This is a genomic window from Bacillus sp. FSL R10-2201 (genome assembly GCF_038008665.1).
Classification (GTDB): domain Bacteria; phylum Bacillota; class Bacilli; order Bacillales; family Bacillaceae_G; genus Bacillus_A; species Bacillus_A mycoides.
Genome location: NZ_JBBOZP010000001.1, coordinates 2,724,835 through 2,746,670 on the forward strand (window position 1 = coordinate 2,724,835; position 21,836 = coordinate 2,746,670).

General features: G+C 32.9%; 22 protein-coding genes and 1 pseudogene. 5 read left to right on the forward strand and 18 right to left on the reverse strand.

All coding sequences use genetic code 11. The annotated features are described in order from the left end of the window. Positions 1 to 96: 96 nt before the first annotated feature. Complete coding sequence (locus NSQ69_RS14055; protein WP_002127794.1) at positions 97 to 1,365, reverse strand: helix-turn-helix domain-containing protein; 1,269 nt, start codon at positions 1,363 to 1,365, stop codon at positions 97 to 99. A 463-nt stretch (positions 1,366 to 1,828) separates the two neighbouring features. Between NSQ69_RS14055 and NSQ69_RS14060 the strand changes: the two genes are divergently transcribed. Beyond that, positions 1,829 to 2,032, forward strand: coding sequence for a hypothetical protein (locus NSQ69_RS14060; protein WP_002127795.1), 204 nt, complete (start codon positions 1,829 to 1,831; stop codon positions 2,030 to 2,032). A gap of 71 nt (positions 2,033 to 2,103) precedes the next feature. Here the strand turns inward: NSQ69_RS14060 and NSQ69_RS14065 are convergent, their stop codons facing one another. Then, complete coding sequence (locus tag NSQ69_RS14065; RefSeq protein ID WP_000538291.1) at positions 2,104 to 2,964, reverse strand: DegV family protein; 861 nt, start codon at positions 2,962 to 2,964, stop codon at positions 2,104 to 2,106. Positions 2,965 to 3,218: 254 nt separating this feature from the next. On the opposite strand from NSQ69_RS14065, the gene NSQ69_RS14070 reads away from it, so the two are divergent. After that, positions 3,219 to 3,650: a GNAT family N-acetyltransferase gene (locus NSQ69_RS14070; RefSeq protein ID WP_002012927.1), complete on the forward strand. Its 432-nt coding sequence runs from the start codon at positions 3,219 to 3,221 to the stop codon at positions 3,648 to 3,650. A gap of 369 nt (positions 3,651 to 4,019) precedes the next feature. On the opposite strand, the gene NSQ69_RS14075 is transcribed toward NSQ69_RS14070, so the two are convergent. The 3 genes from NSQ69_RS14075 to NSQ69_RS14085 form a co-directional block, all read right to left on the reverse strand. After that, positions 4,020 to 5,201, reverse strand: a complete 1,182-nt coding sequence (locus tag NSQ69_RS14075; RefSeq protein WP_078203353.1) for a BC_2427 family protein — start codon at positions 5,199 to 5,201, stop codon at positions 4,020 to 4,022. A gap of 127 nt (positions 5,202 to 5,328) precedes the next feature. After that, positions 5,329 to 6,024, reverse strand: coding sequence for a CsxC family protein (locus NSQ69_RS14080; RefSeq protein ID WP_002013348.1), 696 nt, complete (start codon positions 6,022 to 6,024; stop codon positions 5,329 to 5,331). A gap of 593 nt (positions 6,025 to 6,617) precedes the next feature. Then, the gene (locus NSQ69_RS14085; protein WP_003189734.1) at positions 6,618 to 7,388 is read right to left on the reverse strand and encodes a GNAT family N-acetyltransferase; all 771 of its coding nucleotides are present in this window, start codon (positions 7,386 to 7,388) and stop codon (positions 6,618 to 6,620) included. Positions 7,389 to 7,878: 490 nt separating this feature from the next. On the opposite strand from NSQ69_RS14085, the gene ycaC reads away from it, so the two are divergent. Then, a complete protein-coding gene (gene ycaC, locus NSQ69_RS14090; RefSeq protein ID WP_002013351.1) occupies positions 7,879 to 8,514 on the forward strand; it encodes an isochorismate family cysteine hydrolase YcaC in 636 nt (211 codons plus the stop codon). A 286-nt stretch (positions 8,515 to 8,800) separates the two neighbouring features. Here ycaC and NSQ69_RS14095 read toward each other — a convergent pair whose 3' ends face one another. Further along, positions 8,801 to 9,580 (reverse strand): BC_2878 family exosporium-associated protein, encoded by a 780-nt coding sequence (locus tag NSQ69_RS14095; RefSeq protein ID WP_002127800.1) that lies wholly within the window; start codon positions 9,578 to 9,580, stop codon positions 8,801 to 8,803. A gap of 255 nt (positions 9,581 to 9,835) precedes the next feature. Here NSQ69_RS14095 and NSQ69_RS14100 point away from each other — a divergent pair, with 255 nt between their 5' ends. After that, positions 9,836 to 10,156, forward strand: coding sequence for a hypothetical protein (locus NSQ69_RS14100; protein ID WP_002032538.1), 321 nt, complete (start codon positions 9,836 to 9,838; stop codon positions 10,154 to 10,156). A gap of 54 nt (positions 10,157 to 10,210) precedes the next feature. Here the strand turns inward: NSQ69_RS14100 and NSQ69_RS14105 are convergent, their stop codons facing one another. From NSQ69_RS14105 to NSQ69_RS14125, 5 genes are all read right to left on the reverse strand, one after another. Next, entirely contained in the window at positions 10,211 to 11,746 is a 1,536-nt protein-coding gene (locus tag NSQ69_RS14105; protein ID WP_002127801.1) for an MDR family MFS transporter, read from the reverse strand. Between the two features lie 23 nt (positions 11,747 to 11,769). Further along, complete coding sequence (locus NSQ69_RS14110; RefSeq protein WP_002127803.1) at positions 11,770 to 12,477, reverse strand: hypothetical protein; 708 nt, start codon at positions 12,475 to 12,477, stop codon at positions 11,770 to 11,772. A gap of 17 nt (positions 12,478 to 12,494) precedes the next feature. Next, positions 12,495 to 13,205, reverse strand: a complete 711-nt coding sequence (locus tag NSQ69_RS14115) for a polymer-forming cytoskeletal protein (RefSeq protein ID WP_002127804.1) — start codon at positions 13,203 to 13,205, stop codon at positions 12,495 to 12,497. Between the two features lie 13 nt (positions 13,206 to 13,218). After that, positions 13,219 to 13,842, reverse strand: coding sequence for a YhbD family protein (locus NSQ69_RS14120; protein ID WP_088045062.1), 624 nt, complete (start codon positions 13,840 to 13,842; stop codon positions 13,219 to 13,221). 158 nt (positions 13,843 to 14,000) lie between these two features. Beyond that, positions 14,001 to 15,791 carry an SgrR family transcriptional regulator gene (locus NSQ69_RS14125; RefSeq protein ID WP_088045061.1) on the reverse strand — a complete coding sequence of 597 codons (1,791 nt, stop codon included), beginning with the start codon at positions 15,789 to 15,791 and terminating at the stop codon, positions 14,001 to 14,003. 47 nt (positions 15,792 to 15,838) lie between these two features. Between NSQ69_RS14125 and NSQ69_RS14130 the strand changes: the two genes are divergently transcribed. Continuing rightward, the gene (locus NSQ69_RS14130; RefSeq protein ID WP_341099415.1) at positions 15,839 to 17,044 is read left to right on the forward strand and encodes an MDR family MFS transporter; all 1,206 of its coding nucleotides are present in this window, start codon (positions 15,839 to 15,841) and stop codon (positions 17,042 to 17,044) included. A 14-nt stretch (positions 17,045 to 17,058) separates the two neighbouring features. On the opposite strand, the gene NSQ69_RS14135 is transcribed toward NSQ69_RS14130, so the two are convergent. From NSQ69_RS14135 to NSQ69_RS14165, 7 genes and pseudogenes are all read right to left on the reverse strand, one after another. Beyond that, positions 17,059 to 17,763 carry a YjgB family protein gene (locus tag NSQ69_RS14135; RefSeq protein ID WP_016127143.1) on the reverse strand — a complete coding sequence of 235 codons (705 nt, stop codon included), beginning with the start codon at positions 17,761 to 17,763 and terminating at the stop codon, positions 17,059 to 17,061. A 24-nt stretch (positions 17,764 to 17,787) separates the two neighbouring features. Continuing rightward, positions 17,788 to 18,607, reverse strand: a pseudogene (locus NSQ69_RS14140) (aminopeptidase). A 254-nt stretch (positions 18,608 to 18,861) separates the two neighbouring features. After that, positions 18,862 to 19,257 (reverse strand): hypothetical protein, encoded by a 396-nt coding sequence (locus NSQ69_RS14145; protein WP_002084959.1) that lies wholly within the window; start codon positions 19,255 to 19,257, stop codon positions 18,862 to 18,864. A gap of 92 nt (positions 19,258 to 19,349) precedes the next feature. Beyond that, a complete protein-coding gene (locus NSQ69_RS14150) occupies positions 19,350 to 19,592 on the reverse strand; it encodes a GlsB/YeaQ/YmgE family stress response membrane protein (protein WP_002013368.1) in 243 nt (80 codons plus the stop codon). A gap of 124 nt (positions 19,593 to 19,716) precedes the next feature. After that, the gene (locus NSQ69_RS14155; protein ID WP_002127811.1) at positions 19,717 to 20,682 is read right to left on the reverse strand and encodes a nucleoside hydrolase; all 966 of its coding nucleotides are present in this window, start codon (positions 20,680 to 20,682) and stop codon (positions 19,717 to 19,719) included. Between the two features lie 77 nt (positions 20,683 to 20,759). Continuing rightward, positions 20,760 to 20,948 carry a DUF3970 family protein gene (locus NSQ69_RS14160; RefSeq protein ID WP_002013371.1) on the reverse strand — a complete coding sequence of 63 codons (189 nt, stop codon included), beginning with the start codon at positions 20,946 to 20,948 and terminating at the stop codon, positions 20,760 to 20,762. 69 nt (positions 20,949 to 21,017) lie between these two features. After that, on the reverse strand, positions 21,018 to 21,803 hold the full coding sequence (locus tag NSQ69_RS14165; RefSeq protein ID WP_002127814.1) for a class I SAM-dependent methyltransferase: 786 nt from the start codon (positions 21,801 to 21,803) through the stop codon (positions 21,018 to 21,020). Positions 21,804 to 21,836 lie beyond the last annotated feature (33 nt).

Sequence of the window (21,836 nt, forward strand, 5' to 3'; positions counted from 1 at the left end):
ATTCTTATTTTGTGATTCCTTCCCATACAGAACCATTAATGCGTGGGAACCTCTTTTAATTAATAATCTGAGAAAACATATTACTGAAAACCTGTTTTAATCCATTTTATTTTCAGCTGAAATTTTAAAGTACTTCGCAGATAATTTATAAGAGCGATTTTCATTATAAAAGTTACCTAACTCATAGGATAATTCAGCAACTAAGCGATGTTGCTTTTTTTCTACTCCCACGTCAATTGCTTTTTGTATATTTTTCTCATATTCATAATAATCTCCACGTATTTTGAATATTTTAGCTTTCAAACCATATAGTTGGACATGTGCAATTGGTACATCATAAATCGATATAAAATGAAATGCTTCATCCATAACTTTATTAACATTTTTCCAATCTTTAAGTTCTATGTACACCTCTATCATATTTCGTAATGCATACACCTTTTGATCTTTCTCCGATAAAAATTCACTTAACTCCAAAGTTTCTTCATAGTATTTAATGGCATTCGTATAGTCTTTCAAACCTTGATAAATTTTCCCGTAATCATAAGAAATGATAGGTAAATACTTTGAATCACCATTAGTAGCCAAACTATTTTCTACCTGCTGTAAAATTTCAAGTGCCTTGTCATATAACTCATCCATAATATACAATACGGCAAGCATTAAAAGTGCATTTATTACGTTTTTCTGCATACCGTTTTTTCTGTATATATTGAAAGCTTTTAAGGCATACAAACGACTAATACTTTTATCTTTATAAAGCTCCTTATATACATGACATAAATTATAGTATATATGAGCATGTTGTTCAGTTTCTTCTACTCCAAGTAAACTCTCAGCCTGTACATAAATATCATGCGCAGCAATGTAGTCTTGTTTATTATAAAAATAATAACCTCGAGATTTTAAATAATAAATATAATCTTCAGGATCTTGCATTTCGACCTGACTTGGTATCATTTGCGAAGCTTGATCTACAAGCGACTTCACATATAACAAGTTTTTTTGTCGGGCATGATAGTATATAAGTACACCATATACCTTTAATAATAAAGGGATTGAATCCACTTCACGCACATATAATTCTAATGAGGATAATTCAGCTTTAGTTATACTTTTATCTTTTTTATATTTATTACATATTTCAAGAATAGTAAGCTTTATCTCCTCGTGATTACCTTCTATGAGATAATCACCATCAACATCCAGCTTCTTAGAAACTTTCTTTAAAAAAGAAGATGATGGTTTGATTTTCCCACTCTCAATTCTACTTAAATAGGTTACTGAGCATATTTCTGATACGAGCTCCCCCTGTGTTAATCCTTTATGCATACGAACTTGCCGAATACGTTCCCCAATTTCCATCTCTCTACTCTCCCTATTTAACCATTTCATGCTTTTTACTAATTAAGTCATTATGTATTTCTTAATCTTTCATACTAAATAAACTTTATAATTTCACAAATGTAAAAAAATGTATCACCCATTTTAATTTTACATTCATATTATGATTATTTCTAGATACTTTGTTAAATTTAATGGTTAAAATTTGGTTTTTTTGTCCATTTTTTTCATGCAATTTTACTACTTGTTATTAACAAAGACAGCGTCATATACTTGAATTACGATAAACTTAATGAAAAGATTTAACGACATGTAAACTATCCATCTTAAATTAGATCGTATGGTTAATTACATTTACCTAGTACATGAAAGACATCTATTGTATATCAAAATAAATTAATTAAGCTTAATAGATGAATTATCAATATCACTTCCTAGTAATTAGTTTGTCGAATTATTTAGTAAACTCGAAAGGATGATAAACATGATTGTAAGACTTAAAGATGAATCCGCACGAAAAATAGTAAGATATGTTGGAGGCGCTGCTTTACTTTTAATAATCGCTTCTTTCCTTTATCAGTGGAAAAATGACTTAGTAATTGATCAAACTGAAAGAGTCAGCTTTGGACTAGTTATCATTACTTTCCTATCTACCTTCTTACCTTTTAAAGAGAAAGTGAAGAAATAATTACATATTTTTTATTTACATAAAACAATTATAATAGAATAAAAAAAAGGATTGATCAAAAGATCAATCCTTTACTCTACTTCATTTAAGAAGAACAATGTTAACGCACCAGGTCCTGTATGCGCTCCGATTGCAGCTCCAATTGTATTTACGATAAATACTTCACAGCCGAATCTTTCAGTAATTAATGCTTTTAATGCTTCGGCAGTTTCTAAATCATCACCGTGAGTCATACCAATTGTTTGACCTTTAAGGTCTTTCCCACGCTCTTCCATAATATCAACAATGCGGCTTAATACTTTCTTTTTCCCTCTTACCTTTTCAAGTGGTACAAGTTTCCCTTCATCCACATTTAAGATCGGCTTAATGTTTAATAAACCACCGATAAAACCAGCTACTTTACTTAAACGCCCACCTCTCACTAGGTACTGCAAGTCAGCTACAGTGAAGATATGTTCCATATGGTTCATTAGAAAAGCGACACGGTTTAATATTTCTTCTTTTGATGCGCCCTCTTTCGCCATTTTTGCAGCTTCTAATACGACAATACCTTGACCGAGTGAGGCACATTTTGTATCAATAATTTCTAAATCTAAATCAGTGTATGTTTCTTTCACTTCTTCTTTAATGAGAACTGACGATTGATATGTACCGGACAGTTCAGATGAGAAAGCTAAATATATACAAGGATTACCTTCTTTTGCATAAGAAACAAATTTTTCTTGGAATGTTTCAAGTGAAGGCAGTGACGTTTTATACACTGCACCTTCTCTCATTTTTTGCAGTAATGTAACCGATTTTAATGTAACCCCATCTAAATACTCTGTTTCTGCTTCATCATATACACGGAGTGGAATTAAATCAATATCATATGCTTGCAGCAATTCTACCGGTAAATCCGCCGCACTATCCGTAATGATTTTAACACCCATTTTTAAACCTCTATTCTGTTATAAATATAAAAAATATAAAATAAAAATAGTACTTTTAAATTATATACGTAAAACTTAAATGAAGAAAGGAAAAGACTTTATATTATATGCACTCTTCTTCAAAACTTGAACTATTATTAAAAATGATACCGTTTTCTCCTATTTTCATAATTTATTGTGCCAATTATGAATTACAACTCGTATCGTTCTTTATATAATAGAAATATTAAAACATTTCAAATGGAGGCCTAAAAATGGGAATTCAACTAGCTATACCTAATGATATAGAATGGATTAATAACCAATACGAATCAATCGGATTTGTACCGAGTGATTTATCACGAGATAAGGTTGCGATCATTACATACAACAAAGAGTATGCGGGTGTTGGACGTTTAGTCCAAATAGATGAAGATACAATTGAAATGGGTGGAATTTTCATTCTTCCTAAATTCAGGGGTCTACAATTAGCTGGAGAACTTGTTTCATTTTTAGTACAAACTGCGAAAAAATTACAAATACAAAATGTGTATTGTCTTCCTTTTGAAGAACTAGAAAGCTTTTATAAAAAATACGGCTATACTGAAGTCGATACTACAGAAGAAGACGTCCACCCAATTATTCTAAAAAAATATAATTGGTGTTTGGAAAATTACGATAAACATGTTTTACTATTTAAATTGTGAGTTTTGTAAAAAAGGAGTGAATATACTTTATATTACACCCTAGGTTATAAGATGTAATTATCTATGTTATTTAATTAGCTTCATTAATCAAACAACATTTACGCCAATTTTATGTCCGTTTTAAATAAGTGTTAGCAAGTTCGTTGACAAACTTGTTAGCACCTTTTTAAAACTTAAACCTGAAGAAATCCATACAATTAAGTAACTATCCTAGCTAGCAATAATATCATCCTTCATAAATATTAAAATGAATTCATTGAGGATAAACCGTTTGGAGGATATTCTATAGCACTGAATGATTTACAAAAGATTACGCATTGATACGCTACGAATAAAAATAATGAGCTAATCAAGGGAATATAATCATTTTTATGTAATTCGCACTTGTACTTCCTGTTCTTGTATCACTTGAATGATTAATTCCAATACAATATTTTGTACTAACTGATACACATTGTCATGAAATGTACTTTGTTCTGATATGTATTCAATACATTGATATATATATCCTTCTACCAATAGGCTCCCTTTTTCAACTGTAAATTTATTTTGTCCATTCTTTTTTACTTTTGGTACTAAAAATTCGGTTTTTGTCAAAATAATCTCCTGTTCCACCTCTTTTATTCCTATCACTTTTTCTGTAAATACCACTTTTTCTCGTAAACTAATTTCACCTTTATATCTTCCTATTTCTATTGGTAGTCTGGCTGTTATATAATTACTTACTTCTCCCCCATTTTCACTCTCTAATATTATGCTGTGAATAGGAATCCATGAAGATGTCTCTACCTTATTCTCTTCATTATTCCCTTTAACTTTTTGATTATATAATTCAACAAGCACTCTCTTTTCATGAAGATTTAAAGAAACTAATTTACAATAAGCCTCCGAATGATACTGTTGCACTGTAGTTAATAACTTAGAATCTAATTCACGCCCCTCCGCATCTTTTTCATTTCGAAATACAAATGCATCTTGATTTTTCACATTTATTTTTGGAAATACTTTAAAGCTAGACACTTCTGAAATAATAGAAAATGGCGTTTTCACTACCATTGAATGCACTGAAGTCTCTATTTTTGATCCTAAACCTATACTTTCTCTCTTTGATTCAGTTTCTTTACTTTTTTTCTCTGATTCATTTGCTACTTCTACTTTCTCTAATCCAATCACTTTATTTTCTTTTGCTGGTTCAGTCTCTTCACTTTCTTTGTTTGATTCAATTGCTATTTCTTCTTTCTCTAATTCTCTTTCTTCATATTCTTTTACTGATTCAATTTTCACCTCTTCTTCCTCTAATCCAATCGCTTTATTTTCTTTTGTTAATCCAGTTTTTTCACTCTCTTTCTCTATTCCAATTACTTTATCTTCTTTTTTTGACTCTGTTTCTTTACTTTCTTTCTCTATCCCCATTGCTTTATCTTCTTTTTTTGACTCTGTTTCTTTACTTTCCTTTTTTTCTCTTATTTCGCGCGAATCATCTTGAACATTCAGCATTTTCCATTTGTAAACTTTGTTCCATATTTCCTTACCAACCCATGGCTTATTCATCACCATCCCCCCATCTGATGAAATTCATAAAAATATGCTTTTTGTACGCGACCATTCCATCATTATATATGTTTTATAATAATAAAAAAGACATTGTCTTTTTATTAAAGACAATGCTTTTTTAGTCTTATACTTGTACTTGTTGTACTTGTAAAACTTTTAAAGTAAGATCTAGTACAATTTTTTCACGAAGAGTTCCAAATGGCTCGTTTAATTCTGTTGGACAAGGTGAAAAGTCTAATTCGAAAAATTGTGCGCTTACTAATTCACAATATGGTTGTTCATTATAAAAAACTGTATTTTCGAAGAAGTATTTGTCTAAACGTGGTAAATCACCATTTTTAGGATTAATAAAGTGAGATGTAGTATCTGAGGAAGAAGCTACTACAGCTTGTGATAGAAAATCAGCTGCTGTTAAATCTGCAAAACCAGAAAATGGAACATTTGCAATACGATCATATAGCACTCCATTACACTCATCATTTGCATATTCAATATTTTTACGAATATATCCTTGTACAAATAATTTTGCTCTTGTAACTCGGCGGTAATTTGTACCTGGTACTGGAGTAAATGCTACAGGAACTAACTTACATTGTGTTAAAAATACATTTTTTAACACACGTTTAATCTCAGTTGCTGGAGGATCTAATGAAATATCAGATTCTACAACAATTTGAATTGTTCTTTCTGCTAATACAACTGGTATTTTTACAATCGGTGTTCCTGGAGTAAGAATTGGTGTTGCAGCTGCATCACTTAATGGCGTTTGAGTTTGTCCATCTACCTGACATGGTACATTAATTGGGCATTGTTCGCTCATATTTTATAATCTCCTTTATACAATATTTTGGAGTTTTTTAACTCTCTATACTGTATATGTATCTCTTCTATTAATGCGTGGGTTTGTATAATAGTTACTTTCATCATTTACAAAAAAATAGCAAATTTATTGTTAGTTAAGCACACATAACTTAATATATTAAGCCTTTATGATTATCTACCTATATAAAAAGAGAATTTCTGAACCCTCATCGTGGAAGTAGGAACTGATGTGTTAATTATATTCACTAGTAATAGAAGAAAAATCAATATTAGTATCACTCTACTGTTGAAAAAAATAAAAACCGACTAAAAAAAGTCGGTTTTTATACCCAAATTCTTGCGGAATCCCTTCATCCTTATCATTAATATCATTGTTTTATTCTCAAATTTTTCACTAAAATTTATCAACTCTTCTTAGGAAACCAATCTTGTCGTCATTCTTTTCCCTTAATTTCATTTATTAACATCTCTTTTAATACCTTTTTATCTTTGGATAGTTTAGTTTTTGTTTGCAATTATAAAAAATAAGACTACTAAACGTTAATTTACTAGTCTTATGACGTTGTACAATCCGTACACGCTCCCGTTCATTCACTTATTATTTACAAAATAAGTATCATATGCCTTATCAAAAACATACCCTAGCTTTTCTGCTAATTTGACAGAAGTACTATTCGCTGCGTCCCAGTTTGGATACCTCCCCTTTTCTAAACAATCCAATATTAAGGTCGCACAAACTACAGTTGCCAATCCCTTTCTTCTATGATCAAGATCAGTAGCAACTTCAATTTCAATACCATCATTATAAATACTATATGATGATGCACCGCATACGACTTCTCCATTATACAAAATGCTATAACCTATACCTCGATTTACATAATCATCTATTGATCGAAATTGACTTGTAAAATCTTCAGAAACGTTGTGTAATGTTGGATTATTTGCGATATGCTCATCTATTTTTCTTAATTCATATCCTTTTGGAAGTGCAGTTATAAAAGATTGTAATTTTGAGCGATTAAACACTTCTGTATTTCTTTTAAATTTATATCGTAAAAACTTATCTATTTTTCTTTCATGGAATGTTTCTAAACGCTTTTTCCATTGATCACTATTTACGATTACTAAAATTCTTTCAGGGATGTTACGTAATAACTCTTCTGTCTCTTTTGCATTTGGATCCCCAGCGTAAAATGTGAAAATCCCTACCGTAATTTGCGCTACTGTCGGGTTTTCAAGATCGTTCACCCAGGCATTGCCCATATGTCCTTGTAAATAAGAAAGTAGAACAACATTATTAAAATCCTCGAACATAGAAACTAATTTTTTTCTTGTATGTATTTTTGCCTCATATATCATTTACATTCCCGCTTTCTTTAAAATCAACTAGACTCAACATTTTCATGAGTTAACTTTTATTAGTATTCTTATACACACTTATTTATTATCTAAGTAAATGTCTATGAAACTCAACTCTAAAATGTCAAATAATTATAAATTATACGTAAATTAAATTTTATTATAACATCTAATTTCATTGAAATGATTTACCAATCAAGAATTGCTATTTTCAGATTCATTTTAGTCCTCATATCTCATTTTCTATTTACAGGTAAAAACATTATTATTCACAAATAATAGATAGCATTAGGACCATACCACATAGCTATCCACTCAATTAATACATTGTTTCCCAAAACGAAAAATTTGTAATTCCTCAATATAAAAATACATACATCCCAATATTCTAATGAAAACTATTTGTTGATAAATTTTTGCATGTATACCAAATCAAGATAAATAACTGTAAGATTGATTTGTAAATAAGCTTATTAAGGGGGATTATAAAATGTCTGATTTGTATTCTCGTCTTTCAAAAAGTGATGCCGCGGTTCTTCTAGTGGATCATCAAACAGGTCTTATTTCCAGTCTAGTGCGTGACTATGGTGTTGATGAATTCAAGAATAATGTTTTAGCTCTTGCGAATACCGCTAAGTTTTTTGATTTACCTGTTATTTTAACAACTAGCTTCGAAGACGGTCCTAATGGTCCACTCATGCAGCAATTAATCGAACTATTTCCAAATGCGCCTAAAATAGCGCGTCCTGGACAAATTAACGCGTGGGACAATGATGAATTTGTAAAAGCTATTGAAGCAACGGGTAAAAAACAGTTAATTATCGCAGGTGTCGTTACTGATGTTTGTGTTGCGTTCCCAGCTCTATCAGCTATAAATGCAGGGTATGAGGTATTTGTTGTAACGGATGCATCTGGAACTTTTAGTAAACAAGTTGCTGATGCCGCTCTTATGCGTATGGCTCATGGAGGGGTGCAACTAATGAACTGGTTTAGCGTTGCAGCAGAATTACAGCGTGACTGGCGAAATGATGTTGAAGGTTTCGGAGCTTTACTTGCTAAGCATCTTCCAAGTTATCAAAATATCATTGGAAGCTATATGGGGGCTCAAAAAGAATTTAGTAAATAAATTAATTCTTGATTAAACTTGATATCAATTTTTCTTAATTATGTAAACTCAATAAACACTACCAATAGCTATTTTACATAATTAAGAAAAGGGCTGCTTTAATAGCCCTTTTCTTAATTGCTTTACCAATATTGTATGTTCCTCCGTCACTATATTTAAATTACAAATAGCAATTATTAGTACAACTAGCCATCCTATTTACTTCTAACATCCATACTAACAAAGCGATTTCTTCCGTTACTACAATCCGCCTCGTACATTTTAAGAGGATTAATCAATAGGTACGTTATAGCTCCTTCTTAGAAATAAAAGATTCCGTCGCACCATTTTTATATATTTTGGTCAACTTAATAATCGACTTGTACGTATTATTGTCATCCACTATCATTTTTTTCATTTCTTCTATTTCGGCATTGCCAGTTCCACTCTCTATTTTTAAACAGTTCGAAATGGAAAGGTATCCGCTTGATACTAAAATAATAATAAAAGTAACATCAGGGAAATTAATAAATAGCAATCCATAGTTCAAAGGATCCCCAGCTGGATGCGATAAAAGCAATCGGAAATCTAGTAGTTCTGGCACTTGAACAAAATCTTTAGAAACAATCGCTTCACCTACTATTGTAATTTGCTTTACTACATTCCCAAGTTCATCTGTAAATTCAATACATCTAGGCGTATCAATTGTTTTTGCTTGTAGAGATAAATTCAATTCAGAATTATAAAAATCGAAAAAGAGTGTACTTCCCTCCGTTAAACACTGTGGACAAACATTTCCAAGGAGACTAAAATCCTCTTCAATAAATTTAACTTTCGCTTTACAACTACACACTTTTCCTATTCGAATCGCATCAATCCTTGAACAATCTACAAATATTACCTCATTGTCTTCTTGTGCAAATGAAACTATACCTTTTATCTCATTAAATGAAATGAAATATGATACAACTATTTCGTTTCCGTCTATTGTGATACTCTCAATCCTAGAATAAGGATCTAAACTTTTCAAAAATTCACATATACTATTTTGACAACATTGACAATTTCGTTTCGGCTCGCAATCCACTTACATTCAATCCCTTCCCTATATGTTTTTATCTAATACACATAATATGAGCGGGATATATGAAAAGCTTGGACAATATAATTTTAACGTAAGGATATAATTTGTTACGCCTAACATCAATATGGAAATTACACCAATAATAAGTAATAACACATAATTTTTACTATAAATACATATAACAATTTCATCTTTCAATGAAAAAGCGTTATAATGAGGTGCAGCCTCTAAGATTACGTAATAAAGGAGATTAAAACAATGACTAAAATTAAAGTATATCAAGTAAAAGAAGAAAATATGGAAGCAGTAAAAAACATTATTGATGTTGAGGAACAAAACCCAACTGCTGAGAACTTACAAAATCTATATACATGTGTATTAGATACTGAAGATATGGCATTACCTGAATCATACGTTGAAGAAGATATCTTAATTGATTCTATGGAAGTTATGGTTAACGCTTCTCAAAGCAAGCTAAGAGACTTAGGTACATATGATGTAATCGAAGTTCAAAACAAAGGTAAGAAAACACAAATTTTATTATTAGCAGACGAAGAATACGAAATTATCGAAGGCTAATTCGACTCCGTACATAAGAAAAAGCTCCTTTCAAAATTGAAAGGAGCTTTTTCTTTATGCTTTTGATGTTTCACTTTTCACCTTGTTTTGTTCTTTTTTATATACCATGCGCTCATTTCCCATAAAGAAAACGAATACGAACGCTAAACTTGCGGGGACTAACGCCCACATAAATGTCTGAACGATTGAACTAGAGAGAGCTTCAATAATTTTATCTAATATTTGCGGCGGAATTTGAGATCTTGCCGATTCTGATAGAATAGCTCTTGAATCTCCTAAAGCGTTTGTATTCATTCCCCCGCTCATACCTTTAAACGATTCTTCTAATTGATCCTGGAAACCAGTTCTTTGAATCATTCCGAAGATTGTAATACCAAGTGTCATACCTAATGAACGAATGAAGTTACTCGTTGAAGTCGCAGAACCGCGTTGCTCCATACCGAAGTTATGAATAGCAGCCATACTTAGTACAGAGAATGAGAAACCAACTCCAAAACCGATAATAACCATATAAATTGTTAATAATATACGACTTGTTTCTGGCGTTAATGTACTTAATAAGAATAATCCGATTAGCATAATTACAGCAGAAATAATCATAATGTTTCGGTAGCTAAGTTTCGATGTTAAAAATCCACCTAACTGCGCTGTAACTACTGATCCTAACATCATTGGTAATAACAATAATCCTGAGTTTGTTGCGGTACCACCGTATACGCCTTGAATAAATAACGGAATGTACACAGTTGCTGACATAAATGCCGCCCCGTAACATAAGGCAATAATTGTACTCATTCCGAATAGACGTTGTTTAAACATCTCAAATGAAATGATTGGTTCTTCTACTTTTCGTTCAATAACAATAAAAGCAATTACTAAAATAGCGAACCCAGCAAATAAACTTAAAATAAAGCTAGAATCCCAATCATACTTTTGTCCGCCTAATTCTAAGGCGAACATTAAACAAATTACTGCACCAACTAAAGTAATTGCGCCAAACCAATCAATCTTTTGTTCTCTATGAACTCGTGACTCTTTATAAAATAATGTAATAAAAATAAGTGCTAAAATTCCAAGTGGTAAGTTAATATAAAACACCCAGTGCCAGCTAATATAATCCGTAATATATGCGCCAAGTAATGGCCCGAAAATACTTGATAAACCAAATACTGCTCCGAATAAACCACCCATTTTCCCGCGCTTTTCTGGAGGGAAAATATCAAAAACGATAGTAAATGCGATCGGCACTAGTGCCCCGCCGCCAATACCTTGAATGGCACGATAAATACCTAACTGTGTAATATTTTCAGCAGTACCACAAAGTGCCGAACCAATCATAAAGACGATTAAACCGAAAATAAAGAATCTCTTTCTACCATACATATCTGATAGTTTACCGAAAATCGGCATACCTGCCATTTCTGCAACCATATAGGCAGAAACAACCCATACAAAGTTTTCAAGACCTCCTAAATCACCAACGATTGTTCCCATCGCTGTTACGACAATGGTATTATCCATTGATGCCATTAAGATACCTAGCAATAAACCGGCAACAACGAAGCCGAGTTTATTATTCTTCTCAACCATAACCTTGCTCTCCCTCATACTACTTATATTTGTTTATGTTCTTTTACGACTGAATTCCCTTTCAGGTTAAAACTAGTATGATATTCTACTACACTAATTTCACAGCCAGGGCCAATTATAACATGATTTCCTCTAACTACGTCTGCAATTGTATGCTCTAAATAAATATCATCTCCTTCAATAATTGATGTTTGGAGGTTTCCAGCATGACTTGTAAAAGGATTAAATCTCACTTTTTTACGTACTGTAATCTTTTTGCCACCGATTTCCCTTACTTTACTTCCTTCATAACGAAGTGAGATTTCAATATTTTCAGCATTAAGCAAACCATCACTTTCAAGACCACCAGTTAGTAATAATTCCTCTACTTCTATATCTCCCTTCACATTTAAAGCGCCTTTCACATCTACGAAATCACCTGAAAACTTTCCTTTAACTTCAATCATACCTCTTACTTTTGTTTTTTCTATATGAGCATCACCATACATTTGTGTATTGCCATATACTTTTATACATTCCGCATCTACGTTTCCTTGTACTCCACTATCTCCATACACGACATAATTTTTAACTTTCATATTACCACGTACATCACTCGTGCCGTACGTTTTAAATTCATTACAACTCATATGATTAGAAATTGTTCCTTCGCCGCGTATCTTTACTTTGTTATAATCCCCACCCGCTGAGCTACCTGATCCATTAACAGTAAGACTATGTTGATTTTCCATATCGATTGCTCCCTTCTTTACACCTGCCTAATTTCTTTTACATTTGCGCTTTTATCAACAGTAAGAACTCCGGTATATTCAATGAGTTCAATCTCACAGTTCGGTCCTACTGTAACATTGTTTCCTCTTACCGTTTTTATGTGAGCATAATCAATATCGATATTGTCACCTTCTAACAATTCAGCCTCTAACTGCAGGCCAAATACTGTTTTAAAAAGTTTACTAAAAGTACTCAATCTATGTCTTACTTTAATTGTTTGACCGCCAATTTCTTTCGCTCTACATGTACCGTGAATATTAATATTAATTTCATCTGCGCTTAATAAACCACCTACCGTAAACTGTCCCTCTGAAGAAAAAACATCAACCTCGCAATTACCATCAATCGTCGCTTGGCCATTGATTTTAAATTCTTCACCGGTGACATTTCCACCTATCGTACCTTTTCCTGCAATTTTTAAAGTGGTCGCCTTTACATCTTGTGTAATTGTCCCTTTCCCATCGATTCGCATCATTTCTGTGCTAACTGTACCATCAACTTTACCCGATCCGCTAATTCTTGCATTACTACTTTTCAAATCACCAGTAACTGCACCGTAACCATTACATTCAAATTGCTCACATTCAACGTTTCCATTAACAGTTCCTTTTCCGTTTAGCTGTACTTTGTGAAACTCACCGCCATTCGATGTACCGTAACCGTTTATAATTAAATTTTCTGTACGCATGATTTCTCCTCCACTACAACAGTTTAGTTTTTAATGCTTCGGTATATTTCGTAATCGCTTCACGTAAAACAATTTTTGTTCCCTTTTCAAAAATTAAATCATCCACATTTGAAACTAAGAAACATGTAGAAATCCCTAACTTTCGAACGATAATTACGTCACAATTTTTATGCTTAATCGCTTCGTAATTTTCACGTAAAACTTGTAAGACCATTTTCCCCTCTTCTAAACTAACGTCTCCTGATTGAAGAAGTTCTTCTAACACGTATACATAAAGAATCTCTGCAAATTGAAAATCTTCCGTTTTGTTCGTTTGCTCCATGAAAAATTGTAAAACAGGTTCTGATGTAATTTCTTTACGAATAAGATCTTCCTTTGCTAAAAGAATCTCTGTTACGCTTGGTGAAAACATATTTGCCAATTCATCAAGCGATAGCTCCTCTTTCATCGTTTGAATTTTATCAATACGCTCTAATATCTTTTCTTTCGGAAAAAATGTTTCCTGACCTGTGAACGTTGACTTCCGTACAAACCAATCTTCCGGTATTAAATTTTTTCTCTTCCACCTATATAACTGTCCGTATGAAATACCAGTTAACTCTAATAAATCTTTTTTTGAAATTAAATTTGTAATCAACTGTATATCACTCCTTCCTAATAACAATGTAACATAACACTGTTACGCTGTAAATGAACTTTTATAACATGTAGCGTAACAATGTGCAAAACAAACTTCATTTCCATACAAAAAAGGTTCTTACACATCTTACAAAAATGCATAAAAACCTTTATATATCAAGCCTTAAACCATATTTGATAAAAATCAATCCAACCTTGTGGATTGATCATTATATTTTGCACTTTTTCGTGTGAACTTACTTGCTGTTTGTTACGATATAAAGGAATAATATGAATTTGACGTAACAATGTGTCTTCAATATCGTGTAACAGTGTCATCCGTTTCTCTAATTGATTCTCTATAAAATAAGACTGCAATACTTCGTTAAATTTTATATTGCTATGTTGATGAATAAAGCTGTTTTTTGTAAGAAACATATATAGTAAACTTTCTTCAATACGCTCACTAATTGTCACACTATCATGTATTATATCAGCCTTTTGTATCGTACTTGTTTGCAATAACTCTTTTGTTTCAAGAAAAATGACTTCAATAGTGACGCCATACTTCGCACACTCTTTTTGTATCCAATATGAGTCTTCAACATGATCTTGTTCTGTAAATGTATATAGTCGCAGTGTTTCATTACGGTAAGAGCTCTCTTTAATAAGCGTATATATCTCCTCATTTATATGTATAGTGCCACCCTTTGTTAGAACCAATTCTTCTGCTATTTCTCCGCGCGCTCCTTGCAATTCCTTGATAAGCGCATTGCTATGAATGATTTTATATAGAGCTTTCCGAAACATCGTGTTTTGCATAGGTCCTTCTTTTGCGGTATTTAATGTAATGTATGTTACATTCGACTCAAGTCTAGTTAGTTCTTTATGATGCTTTTCTATATTGTTATAGTGTGCTTTCGCTAAAATATCGCACGTATTTACGCTGTGCTCTACATTCCATAATTCAATTCGATCGAGAAATGGTCGCTCGCGAAAATATAAATCATTTGCTTCTAATACGAATACATCCTCATTCTTTTCACATAATCGAAACGGTCCAGTACCGATTAACCTTCCATCTCCATCTTCATTTACAATAGAACACTGTTCTGTACTTAAAGCATGTAAAAACAGCTTATTATCTGTAGATAAACGAATCTGCACAATGTAGTCATCAAGAATATGTAAACTTTCAACGTGCTGTAACATCCACGCATGCGGATTATTTTTCGCTTTCAAGAATCGTTTAAATGTATGTACAACGTCATAAGCAGTAAATTCTTTCCTGTTATGAAACTGAACACCTTTTCGTAAGTAGAAGGTCCATATATATTTCTGGTCATCATATTCCCAATAAAACGCAAGTCTTGGCTCTACACTGTTTGTATTTCCGTCTATATACACTAACGTGTCGTATATATGTTTTACCATATGACATTCCGAACGCATCGTAGCGTATACAGGATCTAATGCAATATCTAGATTCATTTGGACTTGCAAACGTAGTACATCTCTTCTCCCTTTAGATGTCCTTTCGACTTGATACCCGAATATCGAATCTATCCAAGTTTGAAATTGAGTTTGAAGCGATGGAAAATATGAGCTATACCTTTCAATAAATGCACTCCCGTTTTTTACATCCCCTTGTTTCGTTATTTCTTTTCCTCTTTCTAAAATTAAAGAAAGTGGATGTTTTTGAAATAACAACTTTGAACGATTTCCTCTCCCTCGGCCTGGAAACCACATAATCCAATTAAATTCTTCTAATTTTTTTATTATTAATTTACTATTTCGCTCTGTACAAAATAAAGTTTCAGATATATTTTGTATTGTTATTTCTAATTGTTCTCCCTCTGCTCTCCCATTTCCATACTGGAGCCACAGGTGCATATATTGCTCCAAAATAATCATAAAACGCCCCCTAAAAGATGAAAAATCTTCCTCTTTTATTCTACCCTTTTTCATTTCTGGCTTCCATCTTATCATTTAAATATAGAAAGGAGGAAATAAAAATGAAGTATCTTTTAAAACGTTATAATAAGCCTATTCTCATTCGATTGTTCGGTGAATTGTTAGTCCGAACGACTGAAGCGATGTTAGCTATCATTTTTATTGTTCACGTTAATAAAGCGTTAAATGGTAATGTCATCGTTACAATGCTTCTTTTCGGATTACAGCCCCTCGCTGATATTGTGTTTACATTAATCGCTGGGGGTGTAACAGATAAATACGGCCGAAAGAAAATAATGTTACTCGGATTACTTTTACAAGCTTTTGCCGTAAGCGGATTCGTTTTTGCTGAATCGGTCGCCTTTTTCGCCTTATTGTATGTAGTAAATGGTATTGGACGCTCTTTATATATTCCGGCACAGCGAGCACAAATCGCTGACTTAACGAAGGAAGAACAACAGGCAGAAATATTTGCTGTTCTGCATAGTACGGGAGCAATCGGCTCTGTAATTGGCCCATTAATCGGCGCCTTTTTCTATACTAGTCACCCTGAGTATTTATTTATTTTGCAAGGTGTAGCCCTTACGCTATATGCTATTCTCGTTTGGACGCAGCTTCCTGAAACAGCTCCACTCATGAAAAACGTTAATAAAACTAAAGAAGTATATTCGCCAAAACAATTTATTTCAAAGCATTACGCTGTGTTTGGACTTATGGTTTCTACGCTACCGATTAGTTTTTTCTACGCCCAAACCGAATCAAATTATCGTATATTCGCCGAAAGTGTATTTCCAAATTTTCTATTTGTACTCGTGTTTATCTCAACTTGTAAAGCTGTCATGGAAGTGATTCTCCAAATTTCCCTTGTGAAATGGTCTGAACAGTTTTCTATGCCTAAAATCATTGTTATTTCCTATACTTGCTATACGTTAGCTGCGATTGGCTACGGTTATTCCACAACAATATGGTCATTATTCTTCACATTGCTCTTTTTAGTAATTGGGCAAAGTATAGCTTTGAATCACTTACTACGATTCGTTTCACAAATCGCTCCAAGTCATAGACGCGGATTATATTTTTCTATATACGGTATACATTGGGATATTTCAAGAACTTGTGGGCCTTTTGTAGGTGCATTGTTATTAAGTAAATTAAGCGGTAGTACTCTATTTTATATTTGTGCCTTCTTATTAATAATCGGTGGTATCATTCAAGCTTTTTTTGTTCAATCGTTAGAAAGAAACAAAACAAAAGAGCTGTCCCTATAGGAACAGCTCTTCATTTAACCTGCCATTTTATTAATACTATCCTCCGGTGAGAACACAGAAATATGATGTACTTTACCAGTCGATTTTGGAATTACGAATTTCAATTCAAACTGGTCATTTACTTTATAAACATAAATTTTATCATTACCATTTTCTTTAACAGACGCTGGTTTTCCTAAAGCCTTTTCGATTTCTTGTAACGTAATCGATTTGAGCTCTGAATGGTAAGAGCGTACGTCAAAGACTTGTGATCCTTTATTAAAGCCAAATGCTACATTTTTACTTGTAAAAGTTGCATACATCCCGTTTCCTGCTTGCTCAGTCTTATCTGCCTTTCCCCATGCCTTCTCTATTTCTTCAATATCTCCTGTATGAGCTGCATATGGTACGTTAGGTACTTTACCTTCTTTCGCTTGCTCAAATAAATCTTTTACATGGTTAATTGATTTTTGATTAAGCACTGTATTTTTCGTATTAGACTCCGTTGAAGGTTTTACCGATTCTTGACCTTTTGGTTTTTCCACAGGTTCATTCTCTTTTTTGGGAGCAGTCTCTTCATTCTTTTTACTCATTTCTGACGTATCGCTCTTTTTTTCCGTACTATTTTCTGATGTTGAATTAGTTTGCTTCTTTTCCTCAGCGTTAGTACATGCGGTTAAAGCCGCTACACACGTTAAAGTTAGGAAAAATATAAGTACTTTCATATATACTTTCATCATTTTCAACCTCCCTCTTCAATATATTCACTTTTGTAACCATTCCATAACACTACTCCTCAAATTATTTTTCCCCCAAAAAGTAAGTGCTTCCGTTTCTCCGAAAGTACGAACCATATACTCTATATATGATTTTCCTAAAAAATAACCGAGTCGGTTGTATCCGAAATAAGTCCCTCCTGATAGACGGAACCATTCTTTCTCTTTTTCAACTGTCCATCCTTCAACATAATCCTGTAAAAAACGTTTCTTAATGTTCTCTTCAATTTCTTTATAATATTGTAACGATGGATCACCATTACTACTATATGAATAGTAAACGGACTCACTTAAACCTTTAACTATTAGTTGTGATAAATAGGTCGCGACCCCTTCACGATATAAACTTACCAGGGCATCATTCCATTCTCTTGTAATGCTACATTATGATATATATGTCCGATTTCATGAGCAACGATAACACGGAGGTGCTCCCTTACAGGAGATAATTTCTCAGCCGCAAAAAATATATCCCCAATAATCTCCCTTTCCACAAATGCATTAGAACCAACTCCACCTACAAATATATGAAAAGTTACATCTATATTACTACCAAATTGAATGCGATAGTCCTTACTAACTTCTTGAATAATTGATGGTAAAATTTCTGAAATAATACGAATGTCTTCTAGTTTTGCAGGATACTTTCAATCGCACTAGAGAGACGTTCTTCTGTCTTAGGACAGTGAAACTTAAAATACTCTTCGAATGCCTCTGGGTGCATATCATAATATTTGTTCAAGTCATGTAATCCTATATCATCGCTTTCCAAAAGCTTCAAAAAGCTTGGAATTGTATTGTTAATCATCTTATTCATCTCCTTGTATACACCTTCTCTCCATACTCGCTATATCCTTTTTGTAACTTGAATTAAACTGCTACAAAATCTCCTTTAAATGCAAAAAACCAGCAGAAAGTGAATACTCATTCTCTGCTGGTTTAATGTTTTGTTCCTTCTGAATCTTATTCAAATCATTTGTCATGATCAGAAATCCATTAAGATTAACTATTTATATAATTAAAAAAGCTGCCCTATTAAAGGACAGCTTCAAATATGTATTTTTACACTTCGATAGATTTACCGTCTTCAACGATATGGTAAAGTAAGTGCGCTAAATGATGAATTGGACCATTTTCTTCCTCTTCTTCATTTGTCTCACCTTGGAATTCAAGATCATTTAAGTATAGTGCTAAAAATTGATAGAACAATTTCAAATCAAATCCGTAGCAAGCACTTGGTTCTTCATGATCTCCTTCATATTGTAACATTAAGTATTGCTCGTTTCCTTCTGTATCTTCAGCATCAAAGAATACGAAGAAACCAACGTTTGTATCTAAATCAAATAGATGACGAGTACCTTTTTCTGTTGCTTTCTCGAAGTCCTCTTCACTTAATTTATGTACTGTTGTTGCCTTTGCATTATCCTCTTGATGAAAATTTACTGTAAATGATTTCAATGCTGACACCTCCTGATTGTATAACAGTAGCATAACAGATTAGACAACATAATACAAAGGGACTGCTTACAAATGTAGACAGTCCCCTGTATTCATTTCCGCATTGCACGGAATATAAAGCTTACGATGAAAATCAAAACAATGGCGCCTATTAAAGCCGGAACAATCGCATATCCGCCTATAACAGGTCCGAATTTACCAAGTAACGCTGTACCAAGCCAAGAACCGACAATACCTGCAATAATATTACCGATTACACCACCAGGTACATCCTTCCCAGTAATTAAACTTGCAAACCATCCTAATATACCACCAACGATTAAAGACCAAATCATATCATTTCCTCCTTTATAATTGACCAATAAAAATTATAATCAGAAACAATTGCTTACCATTAGTTATGTTACATTTTTCGTAAGTTATTCGTCTTATGAAAATCATTCAAATCTGCTCACCCTTTTAAGGACAATCTGGCTTCAATATTGTTCTCATAAATTCGTCTTTAAACGCTTGATAATTAAATTCAACGGCAATTTTTTGTATAGGACGATTATCAAACGTCGTTGGCTCAGCTATTTTTCTAAAATCTGCAACACTTTGACCTCTCGTTACATCATTCGTCGTACTAATCCAAACTGCTGATTTTTTATATTCAAAAATATCATCATTTATAAATGAAATGAACGGAAGTAAATCGTGAATCGGACTCCCAGCAATACCTGGATATTCTTTTTTGTAAAAGTTCTCGTAATAAAAATCGATCATTGGCTTTATGAGTTTCGCCTGCCCTGTTCCTTCTTTATCAATAATATCGACCATTTCAGGGGTAATAAGAGCACGCTGCGTTACATTTAACGGATATATTGTAGCATTCTGCGCATATTTCATAACGATATTCGCGGCAATTGGATCGCCGTAAAAATTAGCTTCTGATACAGGTGTAACGTTTCCCGGAAATAGAAAAACACCGCCCATTATATAATAAGAACATACTCGATTCATTAAATTGGGGTACAATAAAAATAATGTTGCAAGTGTTGTTAATCGTCCCGTCGCCACTATAATAATATCTTCTGGACAAGGCTCAATTAATTTAATCAATTCACAAAAATTTTCTCTGTCACAAATTCTCATTTTCGGTGGAATAATTGGACCTAAACCGTGATCCCCATGAATTTCAGGGAAAAACAAAGGTTCTTCAGCTGTCATTGGTCTACTGGCACCTTCAATAATCTTCACTTTTGTAGCATAGTATCTTTCTAAAAAATAAACATTTTCCGTAACAATTTCTCTTGATACATTTCCATACTCTGCAACGATACCGATAATATCTAATTTGCATGTTTTATTCGCATAAATTAACGTTACTGCATCATCAATACCAAAATCTCCGAAAAAGATTATTTTTTTATTAACTTTCCTCACCCCTCTCCAGCATAATCTACTATTATTATTATGCGAAAAAGACAAGGCGGTGAAACAGAGATAATTAAAAAAGCCGCCTATTTATTGGCGACTTCAATCTTTTTATAAGATAAATATGCTAGTACACTTTTGCTTGAATCATATTTCGGATTATTCCCTTTTCTCGGTTCTCTCATATGTGTTTTTTCAAACCCAGGAATGTCAGGCATTTTCTCTAAAAATTCAAGCATCTCTTCCTCAGTTCCCTCAATACGTACACGAATCATTATTACTATTCCTCAATTCTCATTTTCTCTGTACTAAGTATATCGTACATCAGAAAGACTGCAAGAAATTTATCTTTTTAATGTTGAACTTTTTTTACATACGAACAGTGCCATTTCAGTATAAAACGATTCTATTTTATTGTTTCCAAATTGAATTTTGAAAAATTCTTGCATTTCATTTGATGTTTTCATCATACACTCTGTTAACTTTACACGTTTTTGCATAGGAACATCCATCATATCGCACCACCAATCAAAATCGAACTTCTTGTCAAAAGTATGACATGACTGCATTTGCAAACCATGTTTTTCTAATAAAGTAATCCATTCTGTTTTTTTCAAAGCTCGTTCATGGCTTGGATCTCTCTTCTTTTCGATAAAGTTATAAAATGTATCAAACTCATTATTTTCTGGTGAAACGTTATCAATTAATATAAATAATCCATTATCTTCTAACGTTCGATTTACTTCAAAAATAAATTGCAAAGGATCAACAAAGTGATGTGCTGCAATTCGGCATGTAATTGTATCAAAGGATTCATCAGCAAATGGTAACCTTTCTGCATGTCCTGCTACAAATGATACATTTTCATGTCCGTTCCCTTCTATAAAACCTTTTGCTTTTTCTAACATTTTTTCTGTTAAATCAAGAGCGACTACCTCTTTGAACATTGGGGCTAACAAATTAGCAACATGTCCACCACCAGTAGCAATATCAAGAAGACGAGTATTATGACGAGTTTCAACTTGCTGAACTACATATTGTAAATCCAGTCCTTTTGCATGAATTTTACTTTTCACATACTTCTCTGCATTACTACCAAATTGTTGTTTCACAAGTTCTTCTTTACTCACTTTTATCATCTTCTTTCTATAAAGTATTATATT

Coding starts and splice junctions, on each gene's coding strand:
- NSQ69_RS14105 (WP_002127801.1), bottom strand. CDS start 11,746: ATGGTTGAGAAGAATAATAAACTCGGCTTCGTTGTTGCCGGTTTATTG.
- NSQ69_RS14100 (WP_002032538.1), top strand. CDS start 9,836: ATGACTAAAATTAAAGTATATCAAGTAAAAGAAGAAAATATGGAAGCA.
- NSQ69_RS14060 (WP_002127795.1), top strand. CDS start 1,829: ATGATTGTAAGACTTAAAGATGAATCCGCACGAAAAATAGTAAGATAT.
- NSQ69_RS14160 (WP_002013371.1), bottom strand. CDS start 20,948: ATGATTCGTGTACGTATTGAGGGAACTGAGGAAGAGATGCTTGAATTT.
- NSQ69_RS14070 (WP_002012927.1), top strand. CDS start 3,219: ATGGGAATTCAACTAGCTATACCTAATGATATAGAATGGATTAATAAC.
- NSQ69_RS14110 (WP_002127803.1), bottom strand. CDS start 12,477: ATGGAAAATCAACATAGTCTTACTGTTAATGGATCAGGTAGCTCAGCG.
- NSQ69_RS14125 (WP_088045061.1), bottom strand. CDS start 15,791: ATGAAAAAGGGTAGAATAAAAGAGGAAGATTTTTCATCTTTTAGGGGG.
- NSQ69_RS14085 (WP_003189734.1), bottom strand. CDS start 7,388: ATGATATATGAGGCAAAAATACATACAAGAAAAAAATTAGTTTCTATG.
- NSQ69_RS14065 (WP_000538291.1), bottom strand. CDS start 2,964: ATGGGTGTTAAAATCATTACGGATAGTGCGGCGGATTTACCGGTAGAA.
- NSQ69_RS14080 (WP_002013348.1), bottom strand. CDS start 6,024: ATGAGCGAACAATGCCCAATTAATGTACCATGTCAGGTAGATGGACAA.
- ycaC (WP_002013351.1), top strand. CDS start 7,879: ATGTCTGATTTGTATTCTCGTCTTTCAAAAAGTGATGCCGCGGTTCTT.
- NSQ69_RS14075 (WP_078203353.1), bottom strand. CDS start 5,201: ATGAATAAGCCATGGGTTGGTAAGGAAATATGGAACAAAGTTTACAAA.
- NSQ69_RS14055 (WP_002127794.1), bottom strand. CDS start 1,365: ATGGAAATTGGGGAACGTATTCGGCAAGTTCGTATGCATAAAGGATTA.
- NSQ69_RS14135 (WP_016127143.1), bottom strand. CDS start 17,763: ATGATGAAAGTATATATGAAAGTACTTATATTTTTCCTAACTTTAACG.
- NSQ69_RS14115 (WP_002127804.1), bottom strand. CDS start 13,205: ATGCGTACAGAAAATTTAATTATAAACGGTTACGGTACATCGAATGGC.
- NSQ69_RS14150 (WP_002013368.1), bottom strand. CDS start 19,592: ATGATTTGGTCTTTAATCGTTGGTGGTATATTAGGATGGTTTGCAAGT.
- NSQ69_RS14130 (WP_341099415.1), top strand. CDS start 15,839: ATGAAGTATCTTTTAAAACGTTATAATAAGCCTATTCTCATTCGATTG.